The organism is Streptomyces brasiliensis, assembly GCF_014647875.1.
GTDB classification, from domain to species: domain Bacteria; phylum Actinomycetota; class Actinomycetes; order Streptomycetales; family Streptomycetaceae; genus Streptomyces; species Streptomyces brasiliensis.
In genome coordinates this window covers 106,174-129,099 of the sequence record NZ_BMQA01000009.1, presented here as the reverse complement: position 1 = coordinate 129,099, position 22,926 = coordinate 106,174, and the positions used below count along the sequence as shown (strand labels likewise).

Annotated in this window: 20 protein-coding genes; 6 read left to right on the top strand and 14 right to left on the bottom strand. The window is 70.7% G+C overall.

Annotation, left to right across the window (positions count from 1 at the left end; translation table 11 throughout):
• Positions 1-19: 19 nt before the first annotated feature.
• On the bottom strand, positions 20-1,726 hold the full coding sequence (locus IEZ19_RS16700) for a glycerol-3-phosphate dehydrogenase/oxidase (RefSeq protein ID WP_189311969.1): 1,707 nt from the start codon (positions 1,724-1,726) through the stop codon (positions 20-22).
• A gap of 272 nt (positions 1,727-1,998) precedes the next feature.
• Here IEZ19_RS16700 and IEZ19_RS16695 point away from each other — a divergent pair, with 272 nt between their 5' ends.
• Entirely contained in the window at positions 1,999-3,207 is a 1,209-nt protein-coding gene (locus IEZ19_RS16695) for a nucleotide sugar dehydrogenase (RefSeq protein ID WP_189311968.1), read from the top strand.
• A gap of 528 nt (positions 3,208-3,735) precedes the next feature.
• Here IEZ19_RS16695 and IEZ19_RS16690 read toward each other — a convergent pair.
• The 4 genes from IEZ19_RS16690 to IEZ19_RS16675 form a co-directional block, all read right to left on the bottom strand.
• Positions 3,736-4,860 carry a GuaB3 family IMP dehydrogenase-related protein gene (locus IEZ19_RS16690; RefSeq protein WP_189311967.1) on the bottom strand — a complete coding sequence of 375 codons (1,125 nt, stop codon included), beginning with the start codon at positions 4,858-4,860 and terminating at the stop codon, positions 3,736-3,738.
• A 105-nt stretch (positions 4,861-4,965) separates the two neighbouring features.
• The gene (guaB, locus tag IEZ19_RS16685) at positions 4,966-6,468 is read right to left on the bottom strand and encodes an IMP dehydrogenase (protein WP_189311966.1); all 1,503 of its coding nucleotides are present in this window, start codon (positions 6,466-6,468) and stop codon (positions 4,966-4,968) included.
• A 154-nt stretch (positions 6,469-6,622) separates the two neighbouring features.
• On the bottom strand, positions 6,623-7,210 hold the full coding sequence (locus tag IEZ19_RS16680; RefSeq protein ID WP_189311965.1) for a sigma-70 family RNA polymerase sigma factor: 588 nt from the start codon (positions 7,208-7,210) through the stop codon (positions 6,623-6,625).
• Between the two features lie 269 nt (positions 7,211-7,479).
• On the bottom strand, positions 7,480-8,091 hold the full coding sequence (locus IEZ19_RS16675; protein WP_003948568.1) for a response regulator transcription factor: 612 nt from the start codon (positions 8,089-8,091) through the stop codon (positions 7,480-7,482).
• 381 nt (positions 8,092-8,472) lie between these two features.
• On the opposite strand from IEZ19_RS16675, the gene IEZ19_RS16670 reads away from it, so the two are divergent.
• Positions 8,473-8,802, top strand: a complete 330-nt coding sequence (locus IEZ19_RS16670) for a WhiB family transcriptional regulator (protein ID WP_189311964.1) — start codon at positions 8,473-8,475, stop codon at positions 8,800-8,802.
• 53 nt (positions 8,803-8,855) lie between these two features.
• On the opposite strand, the gene IEZ19_RS16665 is transcribed toward IEZ19_RS16670, so the two are convergent.
• Positions 8,856-9,764, bottom strand: a complete 909-nt coding sequence (locus IEZ19_RS16665; RefSeq protein ID WP_189311963.1) for a LysR family transcriptional regulator — start codon at positions 9,762-9,764, stop codon at positions 8,856-8,858.
• An 80-nt stretch (positions 9,765-9,844) separates the two neighbouring features.
• On the opposite strand from IEZ19_RS16665, the gene IEZ19_RS16660 reads away from it, so the two are divergent.
• The 3 genes from IEZ19_RS16660 (at position 9,845) to IEZ19_RS16650 (ending at position 12,176) form a co-directional block, all read left to right on the top strand.
• Entirely contained in the window at positions 9,845-10,525 is a 681-nt protein-coding gene (locus IEZ19_RS16660; RefSeq protein ID WP_189311962.1) for an MOSC domain-containing protein, read from the top strand.
• Between the two features lie 96 nt (positions 10,526-10,621).
• The gene (locus tag IEZ19_RS16655) at positions 10,622-11,395 is read left to right on the top strand and encodes an SDR family NAD(P)-dependent oxidoreductase (protein WP_189311961.1); all 774 of its coding nucleotides are present in this window, start codon (positions 10,622-10,624) and stop codon (positions 11,393-11,395) included.
• 73 nt (positions 11,396-11,468) lie between these two features.
• Entirely contained in the window at positions 11,469-12,176 is a 708-nt protein-coding gene (locus IEZ19_RS16650) for an ester cyclase (RefSeq protein WP_189311960.1), read from the top strand.
• 85 nt (positions 12,177-12,261) lie between these two features.
• Here IEZ19_RS16650 and groL read toward each other — a convergent pair whose 3' ends face one another.
• The 4 genes from groL to IEZ19_RS16630 form a co-directional block, all read right to left on the bottom strand.
• On the bottom strand, positions 12,262-13,887 hold the full coding sequence (gene groL, locus IEZ19_RS16645) for a chaperonin GroEL (protein WP_189311959.1): 1,626 nt from the start codon (positions 13,885-13,887) through the stop codon (positions 12,262-12,264).
• A gap of 119 nt (positions 13,888-14,006) precedes the next feature.
• Positions 14,007-14,315, bottom strand: coding sequence for a co-chaperone GroES (gene groES, locus IEZ19_RS16640; protein WP_055493212.1), 309 nt, complete (start codon positions 14,313-14,315; stop codon positions 14,007-14,009).
• A 282-nt stretch (positions 14,316-14,597) separates the two neighbouring features.
• Entirely contained in the window at positions 14,598-15,428 is an 831-nt protein-coding gene (locus IEZ19_RS16635; RefSeq protein ID WP_189311958.1) for a polysaccharide deacetylase family protein, read from the bottom strand.
• Complete coding sequence (locus tag IEZ19_RS16630; RefSeq protein ID WP_189311957.1) at positions 15,425-16,360, bottom strand: polysaccharide deacetylase family protein; 936 nt, start codon at positions 16,358-16,360, stop codon at positions 15,425-15,427. Before IEZ19_RS16630 ends, IEZ19_RS16635 begins: the two co-directional genes overlap by 4 nt.
• A gap of 90 nt (positions 16,361-16,450) precedes the next feature.
• Between IEZ19_RS16630 and IEZ19_RS16625 the strand changes: the two genes are divergently transcribed.
• Positions 16,451-17,656 (top strand): THUMP-like domain-containing protein, encoded by a 1,206-nt coding sequence (locus IEZ19_RS16625; RefSeq protein ID WP_444545192.1) that lies wholly within the window; start codon positions 16,451-16,453, stop codon positions 17,654-17,656.
• Here the strand turns inward: IEZ19_RS16625 and IEZ19_RS16620 are convergent.
• The 4 genes from IEZ19_RS16620 to IEZ19_RS16605 form a co-directional block, all read right to left on the bottom strand.
• Positions 17,634-19,667, bottom strand: coding sequence for a cell wall-binding repeat-containing protein (locus tag IEZ19_RS16620; RefSeq protein ID WP_229840384.1), 2,034 nt, complete (start codon positions 19,665-19,667; stop codon positions 17,634-17,636). The genes IEZ19_RS16625 and IEZ19_RS16620 overlap by 23 nt on opposite strands.
• 176 nt (positions 19,668-19,843) lie before the next feature.
• A complete protein-coding gene (locus tag IEZ19_RS16615) occupies positions 19,844-21,094 on the bottom strand; it encodes an RNA polymerase sigma factor (protein ID WP_189311955.1) in 1,251 nt (416 codons plus the stop codon).
• Between the two features lie 43 nt (positions 21,095-21,137).
• A complete protein-coding gene (locus IEZ19_RS16610) occupies positions 21,138-21,494 on the bottom strand; it encodes a YciI family protein (protein WP_189311954.1) in 357 nt (118 codons plus the stop codon).
• Between the two features lie 145 nt (positions 21,495-21,639).
• Positions 21,640-22,701 (bottom strand): LCP family protein, encoded by a 1,062-nt coding sequence (locus IEZ19_RS16605; RefSeq protein WP_189311953.1) that lies wholly within the window; start codon positions 22,699-22,701, stop codon positions 21,640-21,642.
• Positions 22,702-22,926: the final 225 nt, after the last annotated feature.

Here is a 22,926-nt window from a genome sequence, read left to right as displayed (position 1 = left end):
TCGGATCGATCCGGGCGGCTCACAGGGGCACGATGTCCGGTGCCCCCAGCCGGGCCGCGTCCGCCGTCAGGTCGTCGGGCTGGCGTTGGGACTCCCGTTCGGCCTCCACCCGCTTCTGGTAGTGCTCGACCTCCCGCTCGATCTGGTCCTTGTCCCAGCCGAGCACGGGCGCCATGAGTTCGGCGGCCTCGCGGGCGCTGCGGGTGCCGCGGTCGAACGTCTCTATCGAGATGCGGGTCCGGCGGGTCAGCACGTCGTCCAGATGCCGCGCACCCTCGTGCGAGGCGGCATACACCACCTCGGCGCGCAGATAGTCGTCGGCCGCCTGGAGGGGCTCGCCCAGGGAGGGGTCGGCGGCGATGAGGTCGAGGAGTTCCTCCGCCATCGAGCCGTACCGGTTGAGCAGGTGCTCGACGCGCACCACATGGATGCCGGTCCGCGCGGCGGTCCGCGCCCGCGCGTTCCACATCGCCCGGTAGCCCTCGGCGCCCAGCAGCGGGATGTCCTCGGTGACGCACTCGGCGACGCGCATGTCGAGCCCGTGGACGGCCTCGTCGACGGCGTCCTTCGCCATCACCCGGTACGTCGTGTACTTGCCGCCCGCCACGACGACCAGACCCGGCGCCGGATGCGCCACGGTGTGCTCGCGGGACAGCTTGCTGGTGGCGTCGGACTCACCGGCCAGCAGCGGACGCAGTCCCGCGTACACGCCCTGGACGTCGTCGCGGGACAGCGGCACCGCGAGCACCGAGTTCACGTGCTCCAGCAGATAGTCGATGTCCGCGCTGGACGCGGCGGGGTGTGCCTTGTCGAGGTCCCAGTCGGTGTCGGTCGTCCCGACGATCCAGTGCCGGCCCCAGGGGATGACGAACAGGACGGACTTCTCGGTGCGCAGGATCAGCCCGGTCGTGGAGTGGATGCGGTCCTTGGGCACGACGAGGTGTATGCCCTTCGACGCGCGGACGTGGAACTGTCCCCGCTCCCCCACCATCGCCTGGGTGTCGTCGGTCCACACGCCCGTGGCGTTGACGACCTGCTTGGCGCGGATCTCGTACTCGCCGCCACCCTCGACGTCCTGCACCCGGGCGCCGACCACGCGCTCGCCCTCGCGCAGAAAGGCCGTCACGCGCGCGCGGTTGGCGACCTTCGCGCCGTACGACGCCGCCGTGCGCACCAGGGTGGCCGTGTAGCGGGCGTCGTCCATCTGGGCGTCGTAGTACTGGAGGGCGCCGACGAGCGCGTCCTTGCGCAGGGCCGGGGCGACGCGCAGGGCCTGACGGCGGCTCAGATGACGGTGTATCGGCAGGCCCCGCCCATGACCGCGGGCCATCGACATGGCGTCGTAGAGCGCGACGCCCGAGCCGGCGTACAACCGCTCCCAGCCCTTGTGCTGCAGCGGGTACAGGAACGGCACGGGCTTGACCAGATGCGGTGCCAGGCGCTCCAGGAGCAGGCCGCGCTCCTTCAGCGCCTCGCGCACGAGCGCGAAGTCGAGCATCTCGAGATAGCGCAGCCCGCCGTGGATCAGCTTGCTGGACCTGCTGGACGTGCCCGAAGCCCAGTCGCGGGCCTCGACCAGTCCGGTGGACAGTCCGCGGGTGACCGCGTCCAGCGCGGTGCCCGCGCCGACCACGCCGCCGCCCACCACCAGTACGTCCAGCTCGCGCTCGGCCATGCCCGCCAGTGACTCCGCGCGCTGTGCCGGCCCCAGTGTCGCTGTCCTCACCGCTGCCTCCCGCTGTCGGTCGCGTCGGCCGCACCCGGTGGGCGAAGCCCGGTTCGTCCACTCCCCTGCCCAAATTCTGACCGGGTTGCCCGACTTCAGCCACCACTCGCCCCCAGCCTGTGGACAACGGACTCATGACCAGCGGAAGACACAACGCAAATGTGCAGCATAACGGTCATATTTACTCCTAGTGTGACATTGCGCTCGCCCGTCTTGTCCACAGGGTTTGCGCACCTGTCCCGCTTCGGTTATTGGGAAGGACCGCCCACGCCATGCCCGCAGACCTCGCCGTCATCGGACTCGGTCCCTACGGCCTGCCTCTGGCCCAGGCCGCCGTAGCCGCCGGCATCCCCACGCTCGGGTACGCCACCGGGCCGGAGGCCGGCTCGCTCAGTCCCGCGGAACTGCGCCGGATGCTCTCGGGGGGCTTCCGGACGACCACGGACCCGGCCGGGCTCGGCCGGGTCCGTACCGTGGTGATCTGCGCGCCGACCCCGCGCGGGGCGGACGGCGCGCTCGACCTCGGCCAGGTGGAGGCGGCGGCCCGCGCCCTCGCCGTACGGCTGCGCGCGCGCACCACCGTCATCCTCGAGTCGCCGGTGCCGCCCGGGACGACGGAGGAGATCCTCCTGCCCCTCCTGGAGCAGGGCTCCGGGATGCGCGCGGGCCGCGACTTCCACCTCGCGTACTCGCCCAGCCGCATCGACCCCGGCAACCGGGACTTCACCCCGGCCAACACCCCCAAGGTCATCGGCGGGCTCACACCCGCATGCACGGAATCGGCAGCGGCGTTCTACGCACGGCTGACGGACAAGGTGGTACGCGCGCGTGGCCCGCGCGAGGCGGAGACGGTGCAGCTCCTGGAGACGAACTTCCGTCACGTCAACATCGCACTGGTCAACGAAATGGCCGTCATGTGCCATGAGTTGGGGGTCGACCTGTGGGACGTCATCCGCTGCGCGGAGACCAAGCCGTTCGGCTTCCAGGCGTTCCGGCCCGGTCCCGGCGTCGGCGGCCACGGCGTCCCCCAGGACCTCACCGCGCACGCCGGCCGCACGCTCCGCATGGTCGAACTCGCCCAGCAGGTCAACAACCGGATGCCCCGGTACGTCGTCCAGCGCGCCGCGGCCCTCCTCAACGAACACGGCAAGTCGGCACGAGGCGCGCGCGTACTCCTCCTGGGCGTCACGTACAAGGCCGACGTCGCCGACCAACAGGCCACTTCCGCCCAGGAGATCGCGATCCGCCTGATGGAGCTGGGCGCGTCGGTCAGCTACCACGACCCCCATGTCCCGTCCTGGAACGTCCTGGACCGCCCGATCCCCCGAGCCGATTCCTTCTACGAGGCAGCGGCCGACGCCGACCTGACGATCCTGCTCCAGCAACACCGGACGTACGACATGCAGGGCTTGTCGGTGAAGGCCCAACTCCTGCTGGACACACGGGGGGCCACGCCCACGGGGGCGGCGCATCGGTTGTGAAGGGGGCGCACGCCTGCCACCGGGCTCCGGGGGCTGGTGGCACGGGGTGTACGGAACAGGCGGAGCCCACCGCAGTGGCTGCTGCGGCAGGCTCCTGGATGGTTCACGGAGTGTCCGCCCCTGGTTTCCGTGGGGGCGGCCGCTCGCCGTCCGTAAATCCACAAGATCCACCTCCTCCGGCACTTCACCATCCGCAGACGGATCCGGTCCCAGCGAGCGGGCTTGCCCTGACGTCCCATGGACGCGCCCCCTTCCACGACACCGCCCAGTAGCCCGGCGGACGGTCCGCCGGAAATCGGGCCGGGCCCCGAGGGCCGGGGTCCGGACCATGCCCTTGGAAGGGGGCGCTCCGGGAAACCGGGTCGCCGATCAAGGACACCACCGCCCCGCTACGCCCGTTCAGCACACATTCGCCCCGAATGCGACCGCGCGCCCCCTTCGTCCAACACGCGCCCCGCCAGCCCCGCCTGGGCACGCAGAAGGGCCCGGACCGAGTCGTCGGTCCGGGCCCTCGCCGTGCCGTACTGCCTACCGCCGGTGCTGCGAGTCCGCCACCGTGACTTCCACCCGCTGGAACTCCTTCAGCTCGCTGTACCCGGTCGTCGCCATCGCCCGGCGCAGCGCCCCGAAGAAGTTCATCGAGCCGTCCGGCGTGTGGGACGGGCCCGTGAGGATCTCCTCGATCGTGCCGACCGTGCCCAGGTCGACCTTCTTGCCGCGCGGAAGTTCCTCGTTGACGGCCTCCATGCCCCAGTGGTGCCCCTTACCCGGCGCGTCCGTCGCGCGGGCCAGCGGGGAGCCCATCATCACGGAGTCCGCGCCGCAGGCGATCGCCTTCGGGAGGTCGCCGGACCAGCCGACGCCACCGTCCGCGATCACGTGCACATACCGGCCGCCGGACTCGTCCATGTAGTCACGGCGGGCCGCCGCCACGTCCGCGACCGCCGTCGCCATCGGGACCTGGATGCCCAGCACGTTGCGCGTGGTGTGCGCCGCGCCACCGCCGAAGCCCACCAGCACACCGGCCGCGCCCGAGCGCATCAGGTGCAGGGCCGCCGTGTACGTGGCACAGCCGCCGACGATCACCGGCACGTCCAGCTCGTAGATGAACTGCTTCAGGTTCAGCGGCTCGTGCGAGGACGACACGTGCTCCGCCGAGACCGTCGTACCGCGGATGACGAAGATGTCGACGCCCGCGTCCACGACCGCCTTGGAGAACTGCGCCGTGCGCTGCGGGGAGAGCGCGGCCGCCGTGACCACGCCGGAGTCTCGCACCTCCTTGATGCGCGCGCCGATCAGCTCCTCCTTGATGGGCGCCGCGTACACCTCCTGCAGGCGGCGCGTCGCGGCCTCGGCCGGCAGCTCGGCGATCTCGTCGAGCAGCGGCTGCGGGTCCTCGTACCGCGTCCACAGGCCCTCGAGGTTCAGCACGCCGAGGCCGCCCAGCTCGCCGATGCGGATCGCGGTGGCCGGGGAGACGACCGAGTCCATGGGGGCGGCCAGGAAGGGCAGCTCGAAGCGGTAGGCGTCGATCTGCCAGGCGATCGAGACCTCCTTCGGGTCCCGCGTACGGCGGCTGGGGACGACGGCGATGTCGTCGAAGGCGTACGCCCGGCGGCCGCGCTTGCCGCGCCCGATCTCGATCTCAGTCACGTCTGTGGCCTTTCCCTGATGCGTTTCAGCGTCTTCCAGTATCGCCGACGGGCACGGCAAGGGCGGCCCCGGAGCGTCCGGGGCCGCCCTGAAGAAGCCTGGTGCCTACTGGCGGCTGTAGTTCGGCGCCTCGACCGTCATCTGGATGTCGTGCGGGTGGCTCTCCTTCAGACCCGCCGACGTGATCCGCACGAACCGCCCCTTGGACTCCATCTCCTCGATGGTGGCGGCACCCACGTAGCCCATGGTCTGGCGCAGACCGCCGACCAGCTGGTGCAGCACGTTGGCCAGCGGGCCGCGGTAGGGCACCTGGCCCTCGATGCCCTCGGGCACGAGCTTGTCGTCGGACGCCACATCGGCCTGGAAGTAGCGGTCCTTGGAGTACGACCTGCCCTGGCCGCGGGACTGCATGGCGCCGAGCGAGCCCATGCCGCGGTACGACTTGAACTGCTTGCCGTTGATGAACAGCAGCTCGCCGGGCGACTCCTCACAGCCCGCGAGGAGGCTGCCGAGCATCACGGTGTCCGCACCGGCGGCCAGCGCCTTGCCGATGTCGCCCGAGTACTGCAGACCGCCGTCGCCGATCAGGGGAACACCGGCCGGGCCGGCCGCGAGGGACGCCTCGTAGATGGCGGTGACCTGGGGAACGCCGATACCGGCGACCACCCGGGTGGTACAGATCGAACCGGGGCCCACGCCGACCTTGATGCCGTCCACACCGGCGTCGATCAGTGCCTGAGCGCCGTCGCGCGTGGCGACGTTGCCGCCGATCACGTCGACGTTCACGCTCGACTTGATCTTCGACATCCAGCTGAGGGCGTTGCTGTTGTGGCCGTGCGAGGTGTCGACGACCAGGAAGTCCGCCCCTGCCTCGGCGAGCGCCTGGGCACGCTCCAGCGCCTCAGGGCTGGCGCCCACGGCGGCACCGACCAGCAGACGGCCCTCCGCGTCCTTGGCCGCCTGGGGGTACTGCTCCGCCTTCACGAAGTCCTTGACCGTGATCAGGCCCTTGAGCACGCCCGCGCCGTCGACCAGCGGCAGCTTCTCGATCTTGTGCTTGCGCAGCAGCTGCATCGCGTCGTCGCCGGAGATGCCGACCTTGCCGGTGACCAGCGGCATCGGGGTCATGACCTCGCTGACCCGGCGGGCGCGGTCGGTCTCGAAGGCCATGTCACGGTTGGTGACGATGCCGAGCAGCTTGCCCGCGGGGTCGGTGACGGGGACGCCGCTGATGTGGAACTTGGCGCACAGCGCGTCGGCCTCGGCGAGCGTGGCGTCCGGGTGGATGGTGATCGGGTTGGCCACCATGCCGGACTCGGAGCGCTTCACCAGGTCGACCTGGTTGGCCTGATCCTCGATGGAGAGGTTGCGGTGCAGAACGCCGACGCCGCCCTGGCGGGCCATCGCGATCGCCATGCGCGACTCGGTCACCTTGTCCATCGCCGCCGACAGCAGCGGGATGTTCACCCGGACGTTGCGGGAGATGCGGGACGAGGTGTCGACCGCGTTGGGGAGCACCTCGGAAGCCCCCGGCAGCAGCAGCACGTCGTCGTAGGTCAGCCCGAGTGTCGCGAATTTACCGGGCACTCCGTCGACGTTGGCAGTCATGACACCTTCCCCAAATGGCCTTGATCGGTGCGGATGTCCATGCTAACGGGAAGCGCGGCTCTCAAATTCCACGGTTCTCGCCGGCCCCGGGCTTCGTATGTTCGTACGGTTCCGGCGAGCCGCCTGCTCACGGAAGGCGCCCGCCGCACGGGCGTCACTGCTCGGCGAGGGCCCGCAGTCTGCTCAGGGCCCGGTGCTGGGCCACCCGGACCGCGCCGGGTGACATTCCCAACATCTGACCCGTCTCCTCCGCCGTCAACCCCACCGCGATCCGCAGCAGGAGCAGCTCGCGCTGGTTCTCCGGCAGGTTGGCCAGCAGTTTCTTCGCCCACTCCGCGTCACTGCTGAGCAGCGCGCGCTCCTCGGGGCCCAGGGAGTCGTCCGGGCGCTCCGGCATCTCGTCCGAGGGGACGGCCGTGGAGCCCGGGTGACGCATCGCGGCCCGCTGCAGGTCGGCGACCTTGTGCGAGGCGATGGCGAAGACGAAGGCCTCGAAGGGGCGGCCGGTGTCCCGGTAGCGGGGCAGGGCCAGGAGGACCGCGACGCAGACCTCCTGGGCCAGGTCCTCCACGAAATGCCGCGCGTCGCCCGGGAGCCGGGACAACCGGGTGCGGCAGTAGCGCAGCGCGAGGGGGTGGACACGGGCGAGCAGGTCGTGCGTGGCCTGCTCGTCCCCGTCTACGGCGCGATGCACGAGCGCACCGATCGCCCCGTGGACCGCGCCCGCCTCGTCGTCGCGCATCGGTCCATGGTGCCTTGCGGCCGTACGGTCCGTGGCACCGCGCTCTTCGTTGTGCACCGAAGCGTTATGAGCAGGTGCGCCGGAACTCATCTCCTGCGCCCTCCCCTTCCGCTCGACCGACTCGTCCCCGAGGAACTCCACACCTCAAGGATGCGGCATCCGCGACGAAACGAGCAGCGGGCACCCGGCGGACCGCTTTGCCCGCCCCGCCCACCATGGGGTAGGCGGGGAACCCGGGACACTGTGCACCCCGGCTGCCGCTCACCGTCCTACCGGACCAGTCCCCAGCGGAAGCCGAGCGCCACCGCGTGCGCGCGGTCCGAGGCGCCGAGCTTCTTGAACAGGCGCCTGGCGTGCGTCTTCACGGTGTCCTCGGACAGGAAGAGCTCGCGTCCGATCTCGGCGTTGGAACGCCCGTGGCTCATACCCTCGAGCACCTGGATCTCCCGCGCGGTGAGCGTGGGCGCGGCGCCCATCTCGGCGGAGCGCAGCCGGCGCGGGGCCAGCCGCCAGGTGGGGTCGGCGAGGGCCTGCGTCACCGTGGCGCGCAGTTCGGCGCGCGAGGCGTCCTTGTGCAGATAGCCACGGGCGCCCGCGGCGACCGCGAGGGCCACGCCGTCGAGGTCTTCGGCGACCGTGAGCATGATGATGCGCGCGCCGGGGTCGGCGGACAGCAGCCGTCGCACCGTCTCGACGCCGCCCAGTCCGGGCATGCGCACGTCCATCAGGATCAGGTCGGAGCGGTCGGCGCCCCACCGGCGGAGGACTTCCTCGCCGTTGGCCGCAGTCGTCACGCGCTCGACGCCGGGCACGGTCGCGACCGCGCGGCGGAGCGCCTCTCGGGCAAGCGGGGAGTCGTCGCAGACGAGGACGGATGTCATGGCCGTCCTCCGCAGCTGATGCGCGTCACCTTGAGCCTCCAGGCTGGTACGAAATCGTCACCTGTGCGGTCGACCGTCTCGGACGCCTGCCCGAGCGCTCTTGTTTTCAACCGCCTCCGCACTCTCAACGACGGTCACTCGAAAGAGTTACGGGGCTACGTGTCGTCTTCGGCACTCTACGTGAGGGCACGCGCACGGTGCAGACATGGCCGACGGACCCTCAACTTTTCATCACAACCTATGCCCCATTTGAACCATTTTCTTCCCATTTCACGGTGTCTGGGGCTAGATTCGCAATGAGTCATATTTTCATCTCCTTAGACCGGAGATGTACGGTCGTTGGCACCGTATCCGCCCAGAACGGCTACAAGGGGTCACGTAATGGCAGATTTCTCCCGCCTTCCTGGACCGAACGCGGACCTGTGGGACTGGCAGCTGCTGGCCGCCTGCCGCGGGGTCGACAGTTCGCTCTTCTTCCACCCGGAGGGTGAGCGCGGGGCGGCTCGGAGCGCTCGAGAGAACTCGGCCAAGGAGGTCTGCATGAGGTGCCCGGTCCGTGCGGAGTGCGCGGCGCACGCGCTGGCCGTGCGCGAGCCGTACGGCGTGTGGGGCGGCTTGACCGAGGACGAGCGCGAGGAACTCATGGGGCGGGCACGCAACCGGCTCGTGTCGGCCTCGACGTCCGGCGGGGACACCGCCTCGAACACTTGAAGGAACGTTTCTTCTCACTCCTGGGCACGCGCACGCACGCGTGCCCCTGACGCTCACTGCCGCCGGGCCGCCCGCGCAAGCTGCTCCAGCGTCGCCGCCACCGCCGGCACCTGTTCGAGGTCGGGCAGCGTGAGGGCGACGATCTCGCGACGCACGGCCGGCTCCAGCGCCAGTATCCGTACACCCCTGGGCCGTACGGACTCGACGGCGAGCTGCGGGAGTACGGCCACGCCCAGACCCGCACCCACCAGGCCGACCACCGCGGGATAGTCGTCGGTAGCGAAGTCGATGCGGGGCGTGAAGCCCGCCCTCTCGCACACCTCCACCAGCTGACCACGGCAGCGCGGACAGCCCGCGATCCAGGGCTCACCGGCCAGTTCGCCGATCGCGACGGAGCCCTGGCCTCCCGTGCGCGCGAGCCGGTGCCGCTCGGGCACCAGACCGACCAGACGGTCCGTCAGCAGGGGTCGTACGACGAGGTCGTCCCACTCCTCGGCGCCCGCCGCGCCCTCGTAGCGGAACGCGACGGCCACGTCGCAGTCGCCCTCGCGCAGCAGCTCCACGGACTTCGGCGGCTCGGCCTCCTCCAGGGACACGCGCGTGCCGGGGTGCGCGGCGCGCAGGGCGGCCAGGGCGGTGGGGACGAGGGTGGAGCTGCCGCTCGGGAAGGAGACCAGCCGGACCCGTCCCGCGCGCAGCCCGGCGATGGCGGCGACCTCCTCCTCGGCCGCGGTGAGCCCGGCGAGGATGCCGGAGGCGTGCCGTACGAGGGCGTCGCCGGCCTCGGTCAGGCGCATCTCGCGGCCGCTGCGGACCAGCAGGGGGGTGCCGACCGAGGCCTCCAGCGCCTTCATCTGCTGGCTGACGGCGGGCTGGGTGCAGCCCAGCTCGCGGCCCGCCGCCGAGAAGGAACCGGTGGCGGCGACGGCGCGCAGGACGCGGAGATGACGGGCCTCGATCACTTCTCGAGCATAAGTCCGCCTTGGGCAGGTCGGCCAATATTGCGTCGACGCTTTGGGGTGAGGTGCCGTACGTTGCGGGCATGAAGCTTCTCTCGGTGAACGTGGGCCGCGCGCAGGCCGTGGACTACACCGACCAGCCGGAGGGGCTGACCGGCATCGACAAGCGCCCGGTGGACGGCCTGGTGCGGGTGGCGGCGCCCGGTCCCAAAGGCACCGGCGCCGGCGGAGTGGCCGGGGACGCGGTGTGCGACCTGCGCCATCACGGCGGCGACGACCAGGCGGTGTACGCGGTCGCGCGCGAGGACCTCGACGACTGGGAGCGGGAGCTGGGCCGCACGCTCGGAAACGGCGCCTTCGGCGAGAACCTCACGACCGAGGGCCTCGACGTGTCCGGCGCGCTGATCGGCGAGCGCTGGCGCATCGGCTCTGCGGTGGTCCTGGAGGTCACCTGCGGGCGCATCCCGTGCCGTACCTTCCAGGCCCATGTGGGCGAACGGGGCTGGGTGAAGAGGTTCACGCGGAAGGGTGCGCCGGGTGCCTACCTCCGGGTGATCGAGCCGGGCGAGATCCGGGCCGGTGACTTGGTGGAGATCGTGCACCGGCCGGACCACGGGGTGACGGTGGCCCTGCAGTTCCGCGCGGAGACGACCGAGCGGGAACTGCTGCCCCGGGTGCTCGACGCGGGCACGGCCCTGCATCCCGAGGCGCTGGCGGAGGCGCAGGCGTACGTGGCGAAGTACGGGGCACCGGCGGGCGGCTGAGGCGGCGTCACCGGACGCTCGGGCACCGGGCTTCACCGGTTCATGGCCACGGTGCGCGGAGCGGACTCGTTCCGTCCGGGTAACTACTCTTGGTCCATGACAACGGCTCTGATTACGGGATCGACGGCGGGGATCGGTGCCGCGTTCGCGCGGCGGCTGGCGGCCGACGGGCACGACCTCGTCCTGGTCGCCCGGGACACCGACCGGATGCGCGAGCAGGCGACCGAGCTGCACGACCGGCACGGCATCGAGGTCGAGGTGCTCACCGCCGACCTCGCCGAGGACGCCGGCATCGAGAAGGTCGCCGCCCGCCTCGGCGACCGCCGCAACCCGGTCGACCTGCTGGTCAACAACGCGGGCTTCGGCAACAAGGGCCGTTATCTCGAAGTGCCGATGGCCGACGAGCTGAGGATGCTCAAGGTGCACATCGAGGCGGTGCTGCGGCTGACGTCGGCGGCGACCGAGGCGATGCGCGAGCGCGGACGCGGCGGGGTCGTGAACGTGGCGTCGGTGGCGGCCTTCGTGCCCCGGGGCACGTACGGCGCGTCGAAGGCGTGGGTCGTGCAGTTCACGCAGGGCGCGGCGCGGGATCTGGCCGGTACGGGCGTTCGGCTGATGGCGCTGGCCCCGGGCTTCGTGCGCACGGAGTTCCACCATCGGGCCGGGATGGGCACCGACAACATCCCGGGCTGGATGTGGCTCGACGCGGACAAGCTGGTCGCGGCGGCGCTGTCGGATCTGGCGCACGGCAAGACGCTGTCCATCCCGGATCCGCGCTACAAGGCACTGATGGGCCTGGTGAAGGTGACGCCGCGCGGGCTGCTGGGCGGGATCACCTCACGGACGGGGCGCAAGTACGGCCCGCAGTGAGCCCTCCGAGTGCGCCCTCCGGTGGGAAAATGGGCGTGAGGGAACCGGACCCAGGGGGGCCGGAGGCGGCGTCATGACGTTCGTACAGCTCATCGAGTGCAGGACCAGCCGGTTCGACGAGATGGACCGGCTCATGGACGACTGGGTCGAGCAGACCAAGGGGAAGCGGACCGCGACGCACGATCTGGTCGGCCGCGACCGGTCCGACGCGTCGCACTTCATCGAGATCGTGGAGTTCCCGTCGTACGCCGACGCGATGCGGAACTCGAACATGCCGGAGACCGACAAGATCTTCCGGGAGATGGTCGCTCTGTGCGACGAGATGCCGACGTTCACGGACCTCGATGTCGTACGGGACGAGCAGTTGTGCACGGCCAACGCGCTCAGGTTCTTCGAGACGATGGCCGCCGCGGGTGAACTGCCGCCGCTGGACGGGCTGCTCGCCGAGGGCTACCACGACCACGATCCCGCGAACGAGCAGGACACCATCGGGATGGACGCGATGCGGCGGGAGATCGGGATGTGGCGGGCCGGCTTCGACTTCGCCTTCGCGGTCGACGACCAGATCGCGCAGGGTGACCGGGTGTGCAACCGATGGACGTGGCACGGCATGCACAAGGGCGAGTTCCTGGGCATCGCGCCCACGCGCAGGCGGGTCACCATGACCGGGACGACCGTCTTCCGGTTCGGTGAGGACGGCAAGATCGCCGAGGGGTGGTGGCAGTACGACCGGCTCGGCCTGATGGCACAGCTGGGGGCGCTGGACGCGCTGGAGAACTGAGAGCCCGGCTCCGATACGCCCGCGAGGGGCGAAGCCCCCGTTCCCATACCGGGAACGGGGGCTTCGCCGTGCGATGTCGCGTGCCTCAGTGGGCGTGGCCGTGGCCGTGGCCCGCGGCGGCCGGCTCTTCCTCTTCCTTCTTCTCGACGACCAGGGTCTCGGTCGTCAGGAGGAGGGCGGCGATGGAGGCGGCGTTCTCCAGGGCGGAGCGCGTGACCTTCACCGGGTCGATGACGCCGGCCTTGACCAGGTCGCCGTACTCGCCGGTGGCGGCGTTGTAGCCGTTGCCCTTCTCCAGCTCGGCGACCTTGGAGACGATGACGTAGCCCTCCAGGCCCGCGTTCTCCGCGATCCAGCGCAGCGGCTCGACGGCGGCGCGGCGGACAACCGCGACACCCGTGGCCTCGTCGCCGGCCTTGCCGAGGTTGTCGTCCAGCACCTTCACGGCGTGGACGAGCGCGGAGCCACCACCGGAGACGATGCCCTCCTCGACCGCGGCGCGGGTCGCGGAGATGGCGTCCTCCAGACGGTGCTTCTTCTCCTTCAGCTCCACCTCGGTGGCGGCGCCGACCTTGATCACGCACACGCCGCCGGCCAGCTTCGCGAGGCGCTCCTGGAGCTTCTCGCGGTCCCAGTCGGAGTCGGTGTTCTCGATCTCGGCCTTGATCTGGGCGACGCGGCCGTGGACGTCCTCGGTCTTGCCGGCGCCGTCCACGATCGTGGTGTCGTCCTTGGTGACCGTCACGCGGCGGGCGGAGCCCAGCACGTCGAGGCCGACCTGGTCGAGCTTGAGGCCGACCTCCTCGGAGATGACGGTGGCACCGGTGAGGATGGCCATGTCCTGCAGCATCGCCTTGCGGCGGTCACCGAAGCCGGGGGCCTTGACGGCGACCGCGTTGAAGGTGCCGCGGATCTTGTTGACGACCAGGGTCGACAGGGCCTCGCCGTCGACGTCCTCGGCGATGATCAGCAGCGGCTTCGAGGCGTTGGTCTGGATGATCTTCTCGAGCAGCGGCAGCAGGTCCGCGATGGAGGAGATCTTGCCCTGGTTGATGAGGATGTAGGGGTCCTCCAGGACGGCCTCCATGCGCTCCTGGTCCGTCACGAAGTACGGCGACAGGTAGCCCTTGTCGAAGGCCATGCCCTCGGTGAAGTCCAGCTCCAGACCGAAGGTGTTGGACTCCTCGACGGTGATGACACCGTCCTTGCCGACCTTGTCCATCGCCTCGGCGATGAGCTCGCCGACCTGCTGGTCCTGGGCGGACAGCGCGGCGACGGCGGCGATGTCGGACTTCTCGTCGATCGGCCGGGCCGTGGCGAGCAGGTCGTCGGAGACGGCCTTGACCGCGGCGTCGATGCCCTTCTTCAGGGCGGCCGGGGAGGCGCCGGCGGCGACGTTCTTCAGACCCTCGCGCACGAGCGCCTGGGCCAGCACGGTGGCGGTGGTGGTGCCGTCACCCGCGATGTCGTTGGTCTTGGTCGCCACCTCCTTCACCAGCTGGGCGCCGAGGTTCTCGTACGGGTCCTCGATCTCGACCTCGCGGGCGATGGTCACGCCGTCGTTGGTGATGGTGGGGGCGCCGAACTTCTTGTCGATGACGACGTTGCGGCCCTTGGGACCGATCGTCACCTTGACCGTGTCGGCCAGCTTGTTGACGCCGCGCTCGAGGGCGCGACGGGCGTCCTCGTCGAACTTCAGGATCTTCGCCATGACAGCGGGAGCCCTCTCGGAAATCTGTGGGTGAAAAAGGCACTGCGCCCCGGGCGCCCGGGTTCTTATGTGGTCGCGGGGGCCAGGGGCGCAGCGTCAAGCAATGTGCTTGAGATGAACTACTTCTCGATGATCGCGAGCACGTCGCGAGCGGAGAGGACGAGGTACTCCTCGCCGTTGTACTTCACCTCGGTGCCGCCGTACTTGCTGTACAGCACGATGTCGCCGGTCTTGACGTCGAGCGGCAGGCGCTCGCCGTTCTCGAAACGGCCCGGGCCCACGGCCAGGACGACGCCCTCCTGGGGCTTCTCCTTGGCGGTGTCCGGGATGACCAGGCCAGAGGCCGTGGTCTGCTCGGCGTCCAGCGGCTGGACCACGATGCGGTCCTCGAGCGGCTTGATGGCAACCTTGGAGCTGGCGGTCGTCACGATCCGACCTCCCCCTTCGGAGATCTCACGGGGTTAACTGTCTGAGGTGGCGACCAGGTCGATCCGTCGTCGCGGGTGCCGGACCTGCCCGTCGCGTTGTTGGCACTCTACGGTGCCGAGTGCCAGAGCCGAGACTATGACCGCGATTAGCACTCGGTCAAGCGGAGTGCCAGTTGCCCGCGGCGCGTCGGCCTCCGGGGAGTCTTCGGCTCGCGCGCTGGCGACGTACGGCGGGGCTGGTGCCCGACCGATGGCGACGTGCGGTGGCGTTGGTGCCGCCCCTTACAGGTAGTCCTCCAGCCTCCCCACCGTCAGCCCCGCCTCCTGCGCCTCCCGCAGCAGCCGAACCGTGCGTTCCCTGAGCGTCGGGCCCGTGGACTCGTCCGGGCCCACCAGGATGATGTCGCCGGGGCACAGGTGCTCGTCGCCCCTGGCGTATGAAATGCCCTCCGGGGTCGTAGCCGCCCGCCACAGGACCACCGCCGAGACGCCGCAGTCGGCCGCCGCACGGAGCGTCGTCGTGTCGTACGTGCCGTACGGCGGGCGGAACAGGCGGGGGCGGACGCCGAAGCGGGACTTGAGTTTGTCCTGTTGGCCGCAGATCTCGGCGCGCTGGCCGGCGTACGACAGTCCCCGCATCGCCGGATGGTCGAGGGTGTGGTTCTGGACGCTCGCGCCGACCGACTGGAGGCGGGCGAAGTGGCCGTAGCCGGGGCCGATCACGCTGCCGGTGAGGAACAGGCTGACCGGGAGCTGGAGTTCGCGGACCATGTCGACGAACCGCGGGTCCTTCTCGGCGCCGTCGTCGTAGGTGAGGAACACGACCTTGTCGGAGGTGGTGATGTGGTCCACCACGGGAGGCAGGCCCGGACCCGCTGTGCTCGGGGCCCGGGTGCGGGCGGCCGGTGTCGGCGGTGCGGCCAGCGGGGACGGCAGGCCCCAGTGACGGTACGGCTGCGGCGCCGTCGGGCTGTGGGACCGTACGCCCTGGGCCGCCTTTTTGCCCAGCCGCTCGATGGGGTCGACGGACTGGGCACAGCCGGTGAGGAGGCAGGCGGCCGCAAGGGCGGCGGCGGGCAGCCGCCGGCGCCCCGCCGCCGTCCGCCGCCTCACAGGTAGTCCTCCAGGCGCGCCACCGCGTACCCCTCACGGGTGACCTCGTTCAGGAAGCGGCGCATGTCGTCGGCCATCGTGCCGTGCCAGTCCTCACGTCCCCGGAAGTGGGTGAGCACGATGTCGCCGGGGTGCAGGTTCTGCTCCCCCTCGCGGTACTCCCAGTGATCGACGAAGACCTCCTCGGCCCAGATCGGCGCGTACTTGATCCCGCAGGACTTGGCCGCGCGCAGGGTGTCCCCGTTGTAGTTGCCGTACGGCGGCCGGAAGGCGGCCGGCGCCTTGCCGAACTGCTTCTTCATGATCGCCTGCATGCCGCAGATCTCGTGCTTCTGCTCCTCGTAGGACAGACGCGGCAGATAGGGGTGCGTGAGGGTGTGGTTGTCGAGGGTGACGCCCAGGGACTGCATCCTGCGGAAGTAGCCGTAGTCGTCCTTCACCAGGTAGTTGCTGAGGAAGGCCGAGTAGGGGATCTTCAGGTCGCTCATCATGCGCAGGAACGCCGGGTCCTTCTCGGCGCCGTCGTCGATGGTGAGGAAGACGATCTTCTGCCGGGTGGGGATCGACGTGAAGACCGGGGGGAGGTCTTCCTCCTCCTGACCTGTGACCTCGAAGCCGTTCCGGGCCGTGATCTCCGGTTTGTGCTCCGGGGGAGGCGGGGGTGTGAGCGGAACCTGGGCGAGGCCCCAGCGTCTGGCGGCGGCCGCCATCATGTCGTGGTCCGCGTGCCGTCGGGCCGCGTAGTTGTCCAGCGCGGCGGCCGGCGGTGCCTTCAGCGGTCCGCCGCCCTGGGCGGGGCGTACCTCGGTGTCCTCGCCCGGGCCCGCACATGCGGAGACCACCGCGGCGACCGCGAGCACGGCGAGGCCACCCCGGACGGCCGCCCAGCCACCCAGTGCCCCCCTTTTGTCATTTTGTACTACTGCTCGCATGGTGCCGGATCCTCGCAGGCACCCGCTCCCGGCCAGGTCCGACACCGCCGCCGGAGGCGGAGCATCCACCGACTGGCCCACAATGAGCCGGTGAACGACCTGCTCCCCTTCCGCGCGCTGCTCACTCCCGAGGGCCGCGCCCTCCTCGACGAGGTGCGCGAGACGAACCCCGCCGACGAACTCGCCGTCGCCACCCGGCTGCGCCGCGAGCACCCCGCCGATCTGGTGTCGGCGGCGCTCGGCCAGGCACGGCTGCGGCAGCGGGCGGCGGCGAAGTTCGGGGCCGAGGACGCGGGGCGGATGTTCTTCACGCCGAACGGGGTCGAGCAGTCGACGCGGACGAGCGTGGCGACGTATCGCGCGGCACGGCTGGCAGAGCTGGGCGTCGCCTCCGTGGCCGACCTGTGCTGCGGCATCGGCGGCGACGCGATCGCCCTCGCCCGCGCCGGGATCCGGGTGCTCGCCGTGGACCGCGACCCGCTGACGGTCGAGGTCGCCCGCGCGAACGCCCGTTCCCTCGGGCTGGACGACCTGGTCGAGGTGCATGAGGCGGATGTCGTGGAGGTCGACACGTCGGGGTACGACGCCTTGTTCGTCGACCCCGCCAGGCGCGGGGGCCGGGGGCGGATCTTCGATCCGGAGGCGTACTCGCCGCCCTTGTCGTGGGCCGTCGGTGCGGCCCAGGGCACCCGTGTGGCCGCCCTCAAGATCGCGCCGGGGATTCCGCACGAGGCCGTGCCGGCGGACGCCGAGGCCGAGTGGATCTCGGACGGCGGTGACGTGAAGGAGGCGGTGCTGTGGTTCGGCACCGGGCGGCCCGGCGGCGTACGGGCCACGCTGCTGCCCGGGCCGCGCACGCTGCACGGCCGGGGGCTGCCCGACCCCGACGTGCGGCCCGTCGGGCGGTACTTGTACGAGCCCGACGGCGCCGTCATCCGGGCGCATCTGGTCGCGGAGGTGGCCGAGGAGGTCGGGGGCGGGCTGCTCGACGCGACCATCGCCTATGTGACGGCCGACGAACCCGTGGCCACCGAGTACGCCGTCGCGTACGAGATCACCGATCGACTCCCCTTCAACGTCAAGCGGTTGAAGGCGCTGCTGAGGGAGCGCGGAGTCGGCACGCTGACCGTCAAGAAGCGGGGATCCGCGGTGGAGCCGGAGGAACTGCGGCGCAAGGTCAAACCGCAGGGGCCGAACGCAGCGACCGTGTTCCTGACGCGCGTCGCGGGGGCACCGACCATGCTGATCGGGGCCCCCGCGACGGCGGCCGGGACTACTGGCGGTGCGTCGTCCTGACCGAGTCCAGGTTCGGCTCGGAGGCAGCCGGGCCGACCTTGGCCGGGCCGCCGGGCTCCGCGCCGGCCGTGGTCAGGCTCAGCGCCTGCTTGCTCGTGGCCTCGACGCCGTTGAGGTACGGCCGGTACACGAACATGTTGCCGTTCGCGCTGATCGACGAGCCGGACGTGTTCAGCGCTCCCACGGTGACCGATCCGGTGTCACCGAAGGCGACGGCGGCCTGTGTGCCCGCGGCCTCGCGCAGCAGGTAGCTCTTCACCTCGCTCGACAGGGCGGGCCGGGAGGTCCACAGGAGAGGGCCGTAGATGTTCATCGCCGAGCCCGCGGAGACCCCGTCGCGCCAGGAGCCGGCGTAGGCGAGGCTGACCTGACTCGGCGTGGTCCACCAGAACTTGGCGACGGCCACCGAGAGGCCGACGTCCGTGCTCGCCGTGACCGGGTAGTAGGAGTACGTCGACGGCCAGCGGGAGAACGACGAGTGCGTCAGCGCGTACTTCGCGTCCGAACCCACCGCGATGACCATGGTCTTGTCGGGGTTCAGGCCGTTCAGGTACGACTTCACCGCCGAGGACAGCTTGTTGCCGCTGGTGAGCACGAGGCTGCCCGCACTGCCGGTGCCGTCCGCGCCCGCCGCGGCGGCCGCCGGAAGAGCCGCCTTGTAGTTGGTGCCGCTGGCCAGGAACACGTACTTCGGGGCGGTGGTGACCAGCTTGGCCACCTTGACGGACGTCTCGTAGCGGTCCGCGCCGGCCACCCGCTTGGGGACGTAGCCGAGGGCCTTCAGCTGCGCGGCGACGTTGCTGGAGAGGATCGACGTGCCGCCGAGCATCCAGACGCCGGCCCCCGGCTTCAGCGTGCGCTTCAGCTCGTTCTTCACCGCCGTCGACAGCCCGGTCTTCGGCGTCGTCAGCACCGGGCCCTGCTGCTTGCCGGCCAGCGTGGGCGCGGTGAGCGCGTACGACACGTCGTCCTGGTTGACCAGCACGGCGGTCTTGGCGTCCAGCAGACCCGGCTGGCTCGTGCCGACGGTGTTCCAGCTCCAGCGCGAGGAGGCGATGTTGGTGGCGTAGGCGTCGGCGCCCCAGACCCGGCCGGTGGTGTTCTTGCGCAGCGGCTGCCAACTGGGGTTGCTGCCGGGCGCCTTGGCGGCGACCGTGGTCAGCTCGCCGGTGGCCAGGTCGATGTACTGGGTGGAGTGCAGGTCGGCGCTGCTGTCCAGGGAGTACGCGTCGAAGACGATGCGGGTGCCCGTGGGCGACCAGGACGGGTTGCCGTAGTAGCCCGGTCCGGTGGTGACCTGCTTGACCTCCGTGCCGTCGGCGTTCGCCGTGAAGACCTGGGGCTTGCCGTCGGCGTCGCCGCGGACGAAGGCCAGCTTGGTGCCGTCGGGCGACCAGGCGGGCTGGCGGGCGTCGGTGAGGACCCGCTTGACCGTGTTCGCGGACCCGTCGTAGACGTACACCCCGTCGTTGTCGGAGCAGCTGGAGATCCCGCGCGCGAAGGCGACCAGGCCCGAGTCGTTCACGGTCGGGTCGGTGTCGCACACGGTGGACGGTTCCTGGGCGTCCGACAGCAGCGGCTCCGGCGCCCATGCACCGTCGGAGGGGCCGTAGGCGAGCTGGCCACCGGTGGAGAAGACGACGTAGCGGCCGCCCCAGCCGTAGGCCAGGTCCTCGTACGCGGCGCTGGAACGGACGCCCTCGGCCCGGGGCAGCGTGATCGGTGTCGAGCCGCTGGGCCGGTAGCTCCTGATCTGGCCCGCGCTGTTGACGAAGCGGCTGCCGTCCGGCGCCCAGGCCGAGTACGTGCCGGAGGCGTTCGCGAGGGTGGTGACCGTCCCGGTCGCCGGGTCGATCAGCTTCCCCCCGTCGACGAGGATCTTGCCCTCGGTGCCCGGCCACGAGCCGGCGTCGTCGGCCACGGCGCCCGGCGCGGTCGCCAGGGTGCCCGTCGCCGCGAGCACGGCAGCAGTGGCGAGCGCCGCGGCATGGCGGCGCGTGAACAGTCTCAAGATGTCGACCCCCCACGGTCGGATGACATCGCATGTGTCCGGAATGCCGCGCACGGGCCGGGTCGGCGTCTGTCCCCCAGGCGACCACACAGCCGTTCACAGCGGCGAAGTCACTGTAGAGGCCAATGAGACGCGAGGGGAACGCATTTGCGAGTGAACAGCTGGCTGATTCGCGGTTACAACTCGCCCTGCCTGGCCAGCAGCAATGCCCGCTCCCGCTCGTTGCGCGCCAGCCCGGCCGCCCGTGCGAACTCCGCACGGGCCTCGGCCGTACGGCCCAGCCGTGCCAGCAGGTCCCCGCGCACGCTGGGCAGCAAGTGGTAGTCGCGCAGGGCGGGTTCGGCGGCGAGCGCGTCGACCATCTCCAGCGCCTCCGCCGGGCCGCGCGCCATCGACACGGCCACCGCGCGGTTCAACTCGACCACGGGGGACGGGGCCCGGGCGGCGAGCAGGCCGTACAGGGTGGCGATGGCCGGCCAGTCGGTGTCCTCGTAGGTGTCCGCGTGCGCGTGGCACGCGGCGATCGCCGCCTGGAGGGCGTACGGCCCCGGGGCGCCGGTGGCGGTGGCGTCGGCGCGGGTGAGGGCGGTGACACCGCGGGCGACGAGCATGCGGTTCCAGCGGCGGCGGTTCTGGTCCTTGAGGAGGACCGGCGCGCCGTCGGGGCCGGTGCGGGCCGCGGTGCGGGACGCCTGGAACTCCAGGAGCGCGGCCAGGGCGTGGACCTCGGGCTCCTTCGGCATGAGCGAGGCGAGGACCCGGGCCAGGCGCAGGGCGTCCTCGCACAGGCCCGGTCGCAGCCAGTCGTCGCCCGCGGTGGCCGCGTAACCCTCGTTGAAGATCAGGTAGATGACGTCGAGGACGGAGTCGAGACGGGCCTCACGGTCGGGGCCGTACGGCACCTCGAAGGCGACGTTCCTCGTCGCCAGCGTCCGCTTAGCGCGCACGATGCGCTGGGCGATCGTCGGCTCCGGGACCAGGAAGGCGCGGGCGATCTCCGCCGTGGTCAGGCCGCCCAGCAGCCGCAGGGTGAGGGCGGTGCGGGCCTCGGCGGACAGCACCGGGTGGCAGGCGGTGAAGACCAGGCGGAGCAGGTCGTCGTCGATGTCGTCCGGGTCGGCGGGCTCCTCGGGCGGGGCCGTGGTCTCCAGTTCGCGGCCGATCTCCGCGAGCTTGCGGGCGTAGCGCTCCCGGCGCCGGACCAGGTCGACGGCGCGGTGCCGGGCGGTCGTCATGAGCCAGGCGCCGGGGTTCGCGGGCACGCCGTCCCTGGGCCACTGCTCCAGGGCCGCGACGAGGGCGTCCTGCGCGAGCTCCTCGGCGATGCCGACGTCCCGGACGATGCGGGCGACGCCGGCGATGACGCGCGGGGACTCCAGGCGGAAGACGGTCTCGATCGCGTGGGCGGCGGTGGGCTGCTGTTCCACAGCCCACCATGCAACACCCCCGGCGGCCGTACGCCAAGGCAGGTCAGCCCTCGCCGATCTCCCGGACCTCGCAGGTGACCGTCCAGTACTCCTCGTGGGTCTGCACGAACCGCTTGGTCCACTCGACGGCCTCGTCGAGATCCTTGCACTGGGTGATGGCGTAACCGCCGATGACCTCCTTGGACTCGGTGAACGGCCCGTCCGTGACGGTGACCTTGCCGCCCTCCCAGTGGACCCGCCTGCCCTCGCTCTGCGGGAGCAGCCCGGCCGTGTCGAGCATCACACCGGCCTTGGTGATCTCCTCGATCAGGGCGCCCATCCGCTCCATCAGCTCGGGGCTCGGGCCCTCCGGCGGGGCGGTGGTCTCGTCGATACGCACGATGGACAGGTAGCGCGGCATGGTGACTCCTAGGATGGCGGCGGGGTCTCTCCCCGCCTCTCACCCATTGCGTCGAACGGCGACGACGCGGTTCGACACACACGCCGGACTTCTTCGAAGATTTTTTTCCGGGCTCGTCGGAGATCTCTTCCGCACGCCGCCGGGATCAGCGCAGCGACTCCCACAGCGTGCTCGCCCCGGGCTCCCGGGCCACCACCCGGTTGTGGTCGGAGGGGGCCGGCAGCACCGGCATCATCACCGTCCTGGCGTTGTCCGCCGACAGGCCCTTCAGGCTCTGGCCGAGGCGCATCAGTTCGTTCAGGGAGTCGAGGCCGGTGTCGGTGGTCAGGCCGGCCGTGGCCGCGTCGGCGACCCGGTAGAGCTTGGCAGGGTCGGTGAGCAGGCTGATCCTGGCCATCTGCTCCAGCAGCGCCTTGACCAGTTTCTGCTGGAGGCCGATCCGGCCGAGGTCGCTGCCGTCGCCTATGCCGTGCCGGGTGCGGGCCAGGGCCAGGGCCTGGGTGCCGTCGAGGTGGTGGGCGCCCTTCTTCAGATGCAGATGGCTCAGATCGTCGTCGATGTCCTGGCCGGTGGTGACGTCGACCCCACCGAGGGCGTCGACCAGCTTCGCGAAGCCGGAGAAGTCGATCTCGATGTAGTGGTCCATGCGGACGTTCGTCATCTTCTCGACCGTCTTCACCGCGCACACCGGTCCGCCCACCGAGTAGGCGCTGTTGAACATCGCGTTGTACGCCACCGCCGTCTCTCCCCCGGACGGCAGCGGACAGGACGGCCGGGTGACGAGGGTGTCGCGCGGGATGCTGACGACGGTGGCCGTGGTGCGTCCCGGGTCGATGTGCACGACCATCGCCGTGTCGGAGCGGGCACCCCCGCTGTCACCGCCGCCCAGCGCCTTGTTCTCCTTGCCGCTGCGCGAATCCGAGCCGAGGACCAGGATGTTCAGGGCCTCGGTCGGCAGCGGGGCCTCGGTGGCCGAGGCGGAGGCCGACGGGGTGACCACCGCCTTCGCCGGACGGTCGTCGCCGAGCGCGTTGTTGATGTCGACGCTCTTGATGTTGTTGTTGAGGTGCCAGTACGCCCAGCCCGCAACCGCGCTGCCGAGCACCAGCGCGCCCGCGAGGGTGAGACCGGCGGTCTTGAGCACCACCGACCGCCGGCCCGTCCGTCTGCGTCTGCCCTCGTCGCCGATCTCCTCGTGTCCGGTCACGGTGAGGAACGTAAGTCCGAATTATTAGGAGACTGTTAGGGGAAGCCACGCGAGACGGTTTTCTTCGGAAAATCTCACCTTTCCAACGTGACTGCGGGCAGCGTCGCGACGCCGGGGTCAAGTACCGCGAGGGACGGGCCCGTTCCCGGGTACGTCGTCGCAGGCGCCTCCGAAAGTTTCGGTTTGATAACCGATTGGCCGCGGAGGAGTGACTCGGCACGCCGG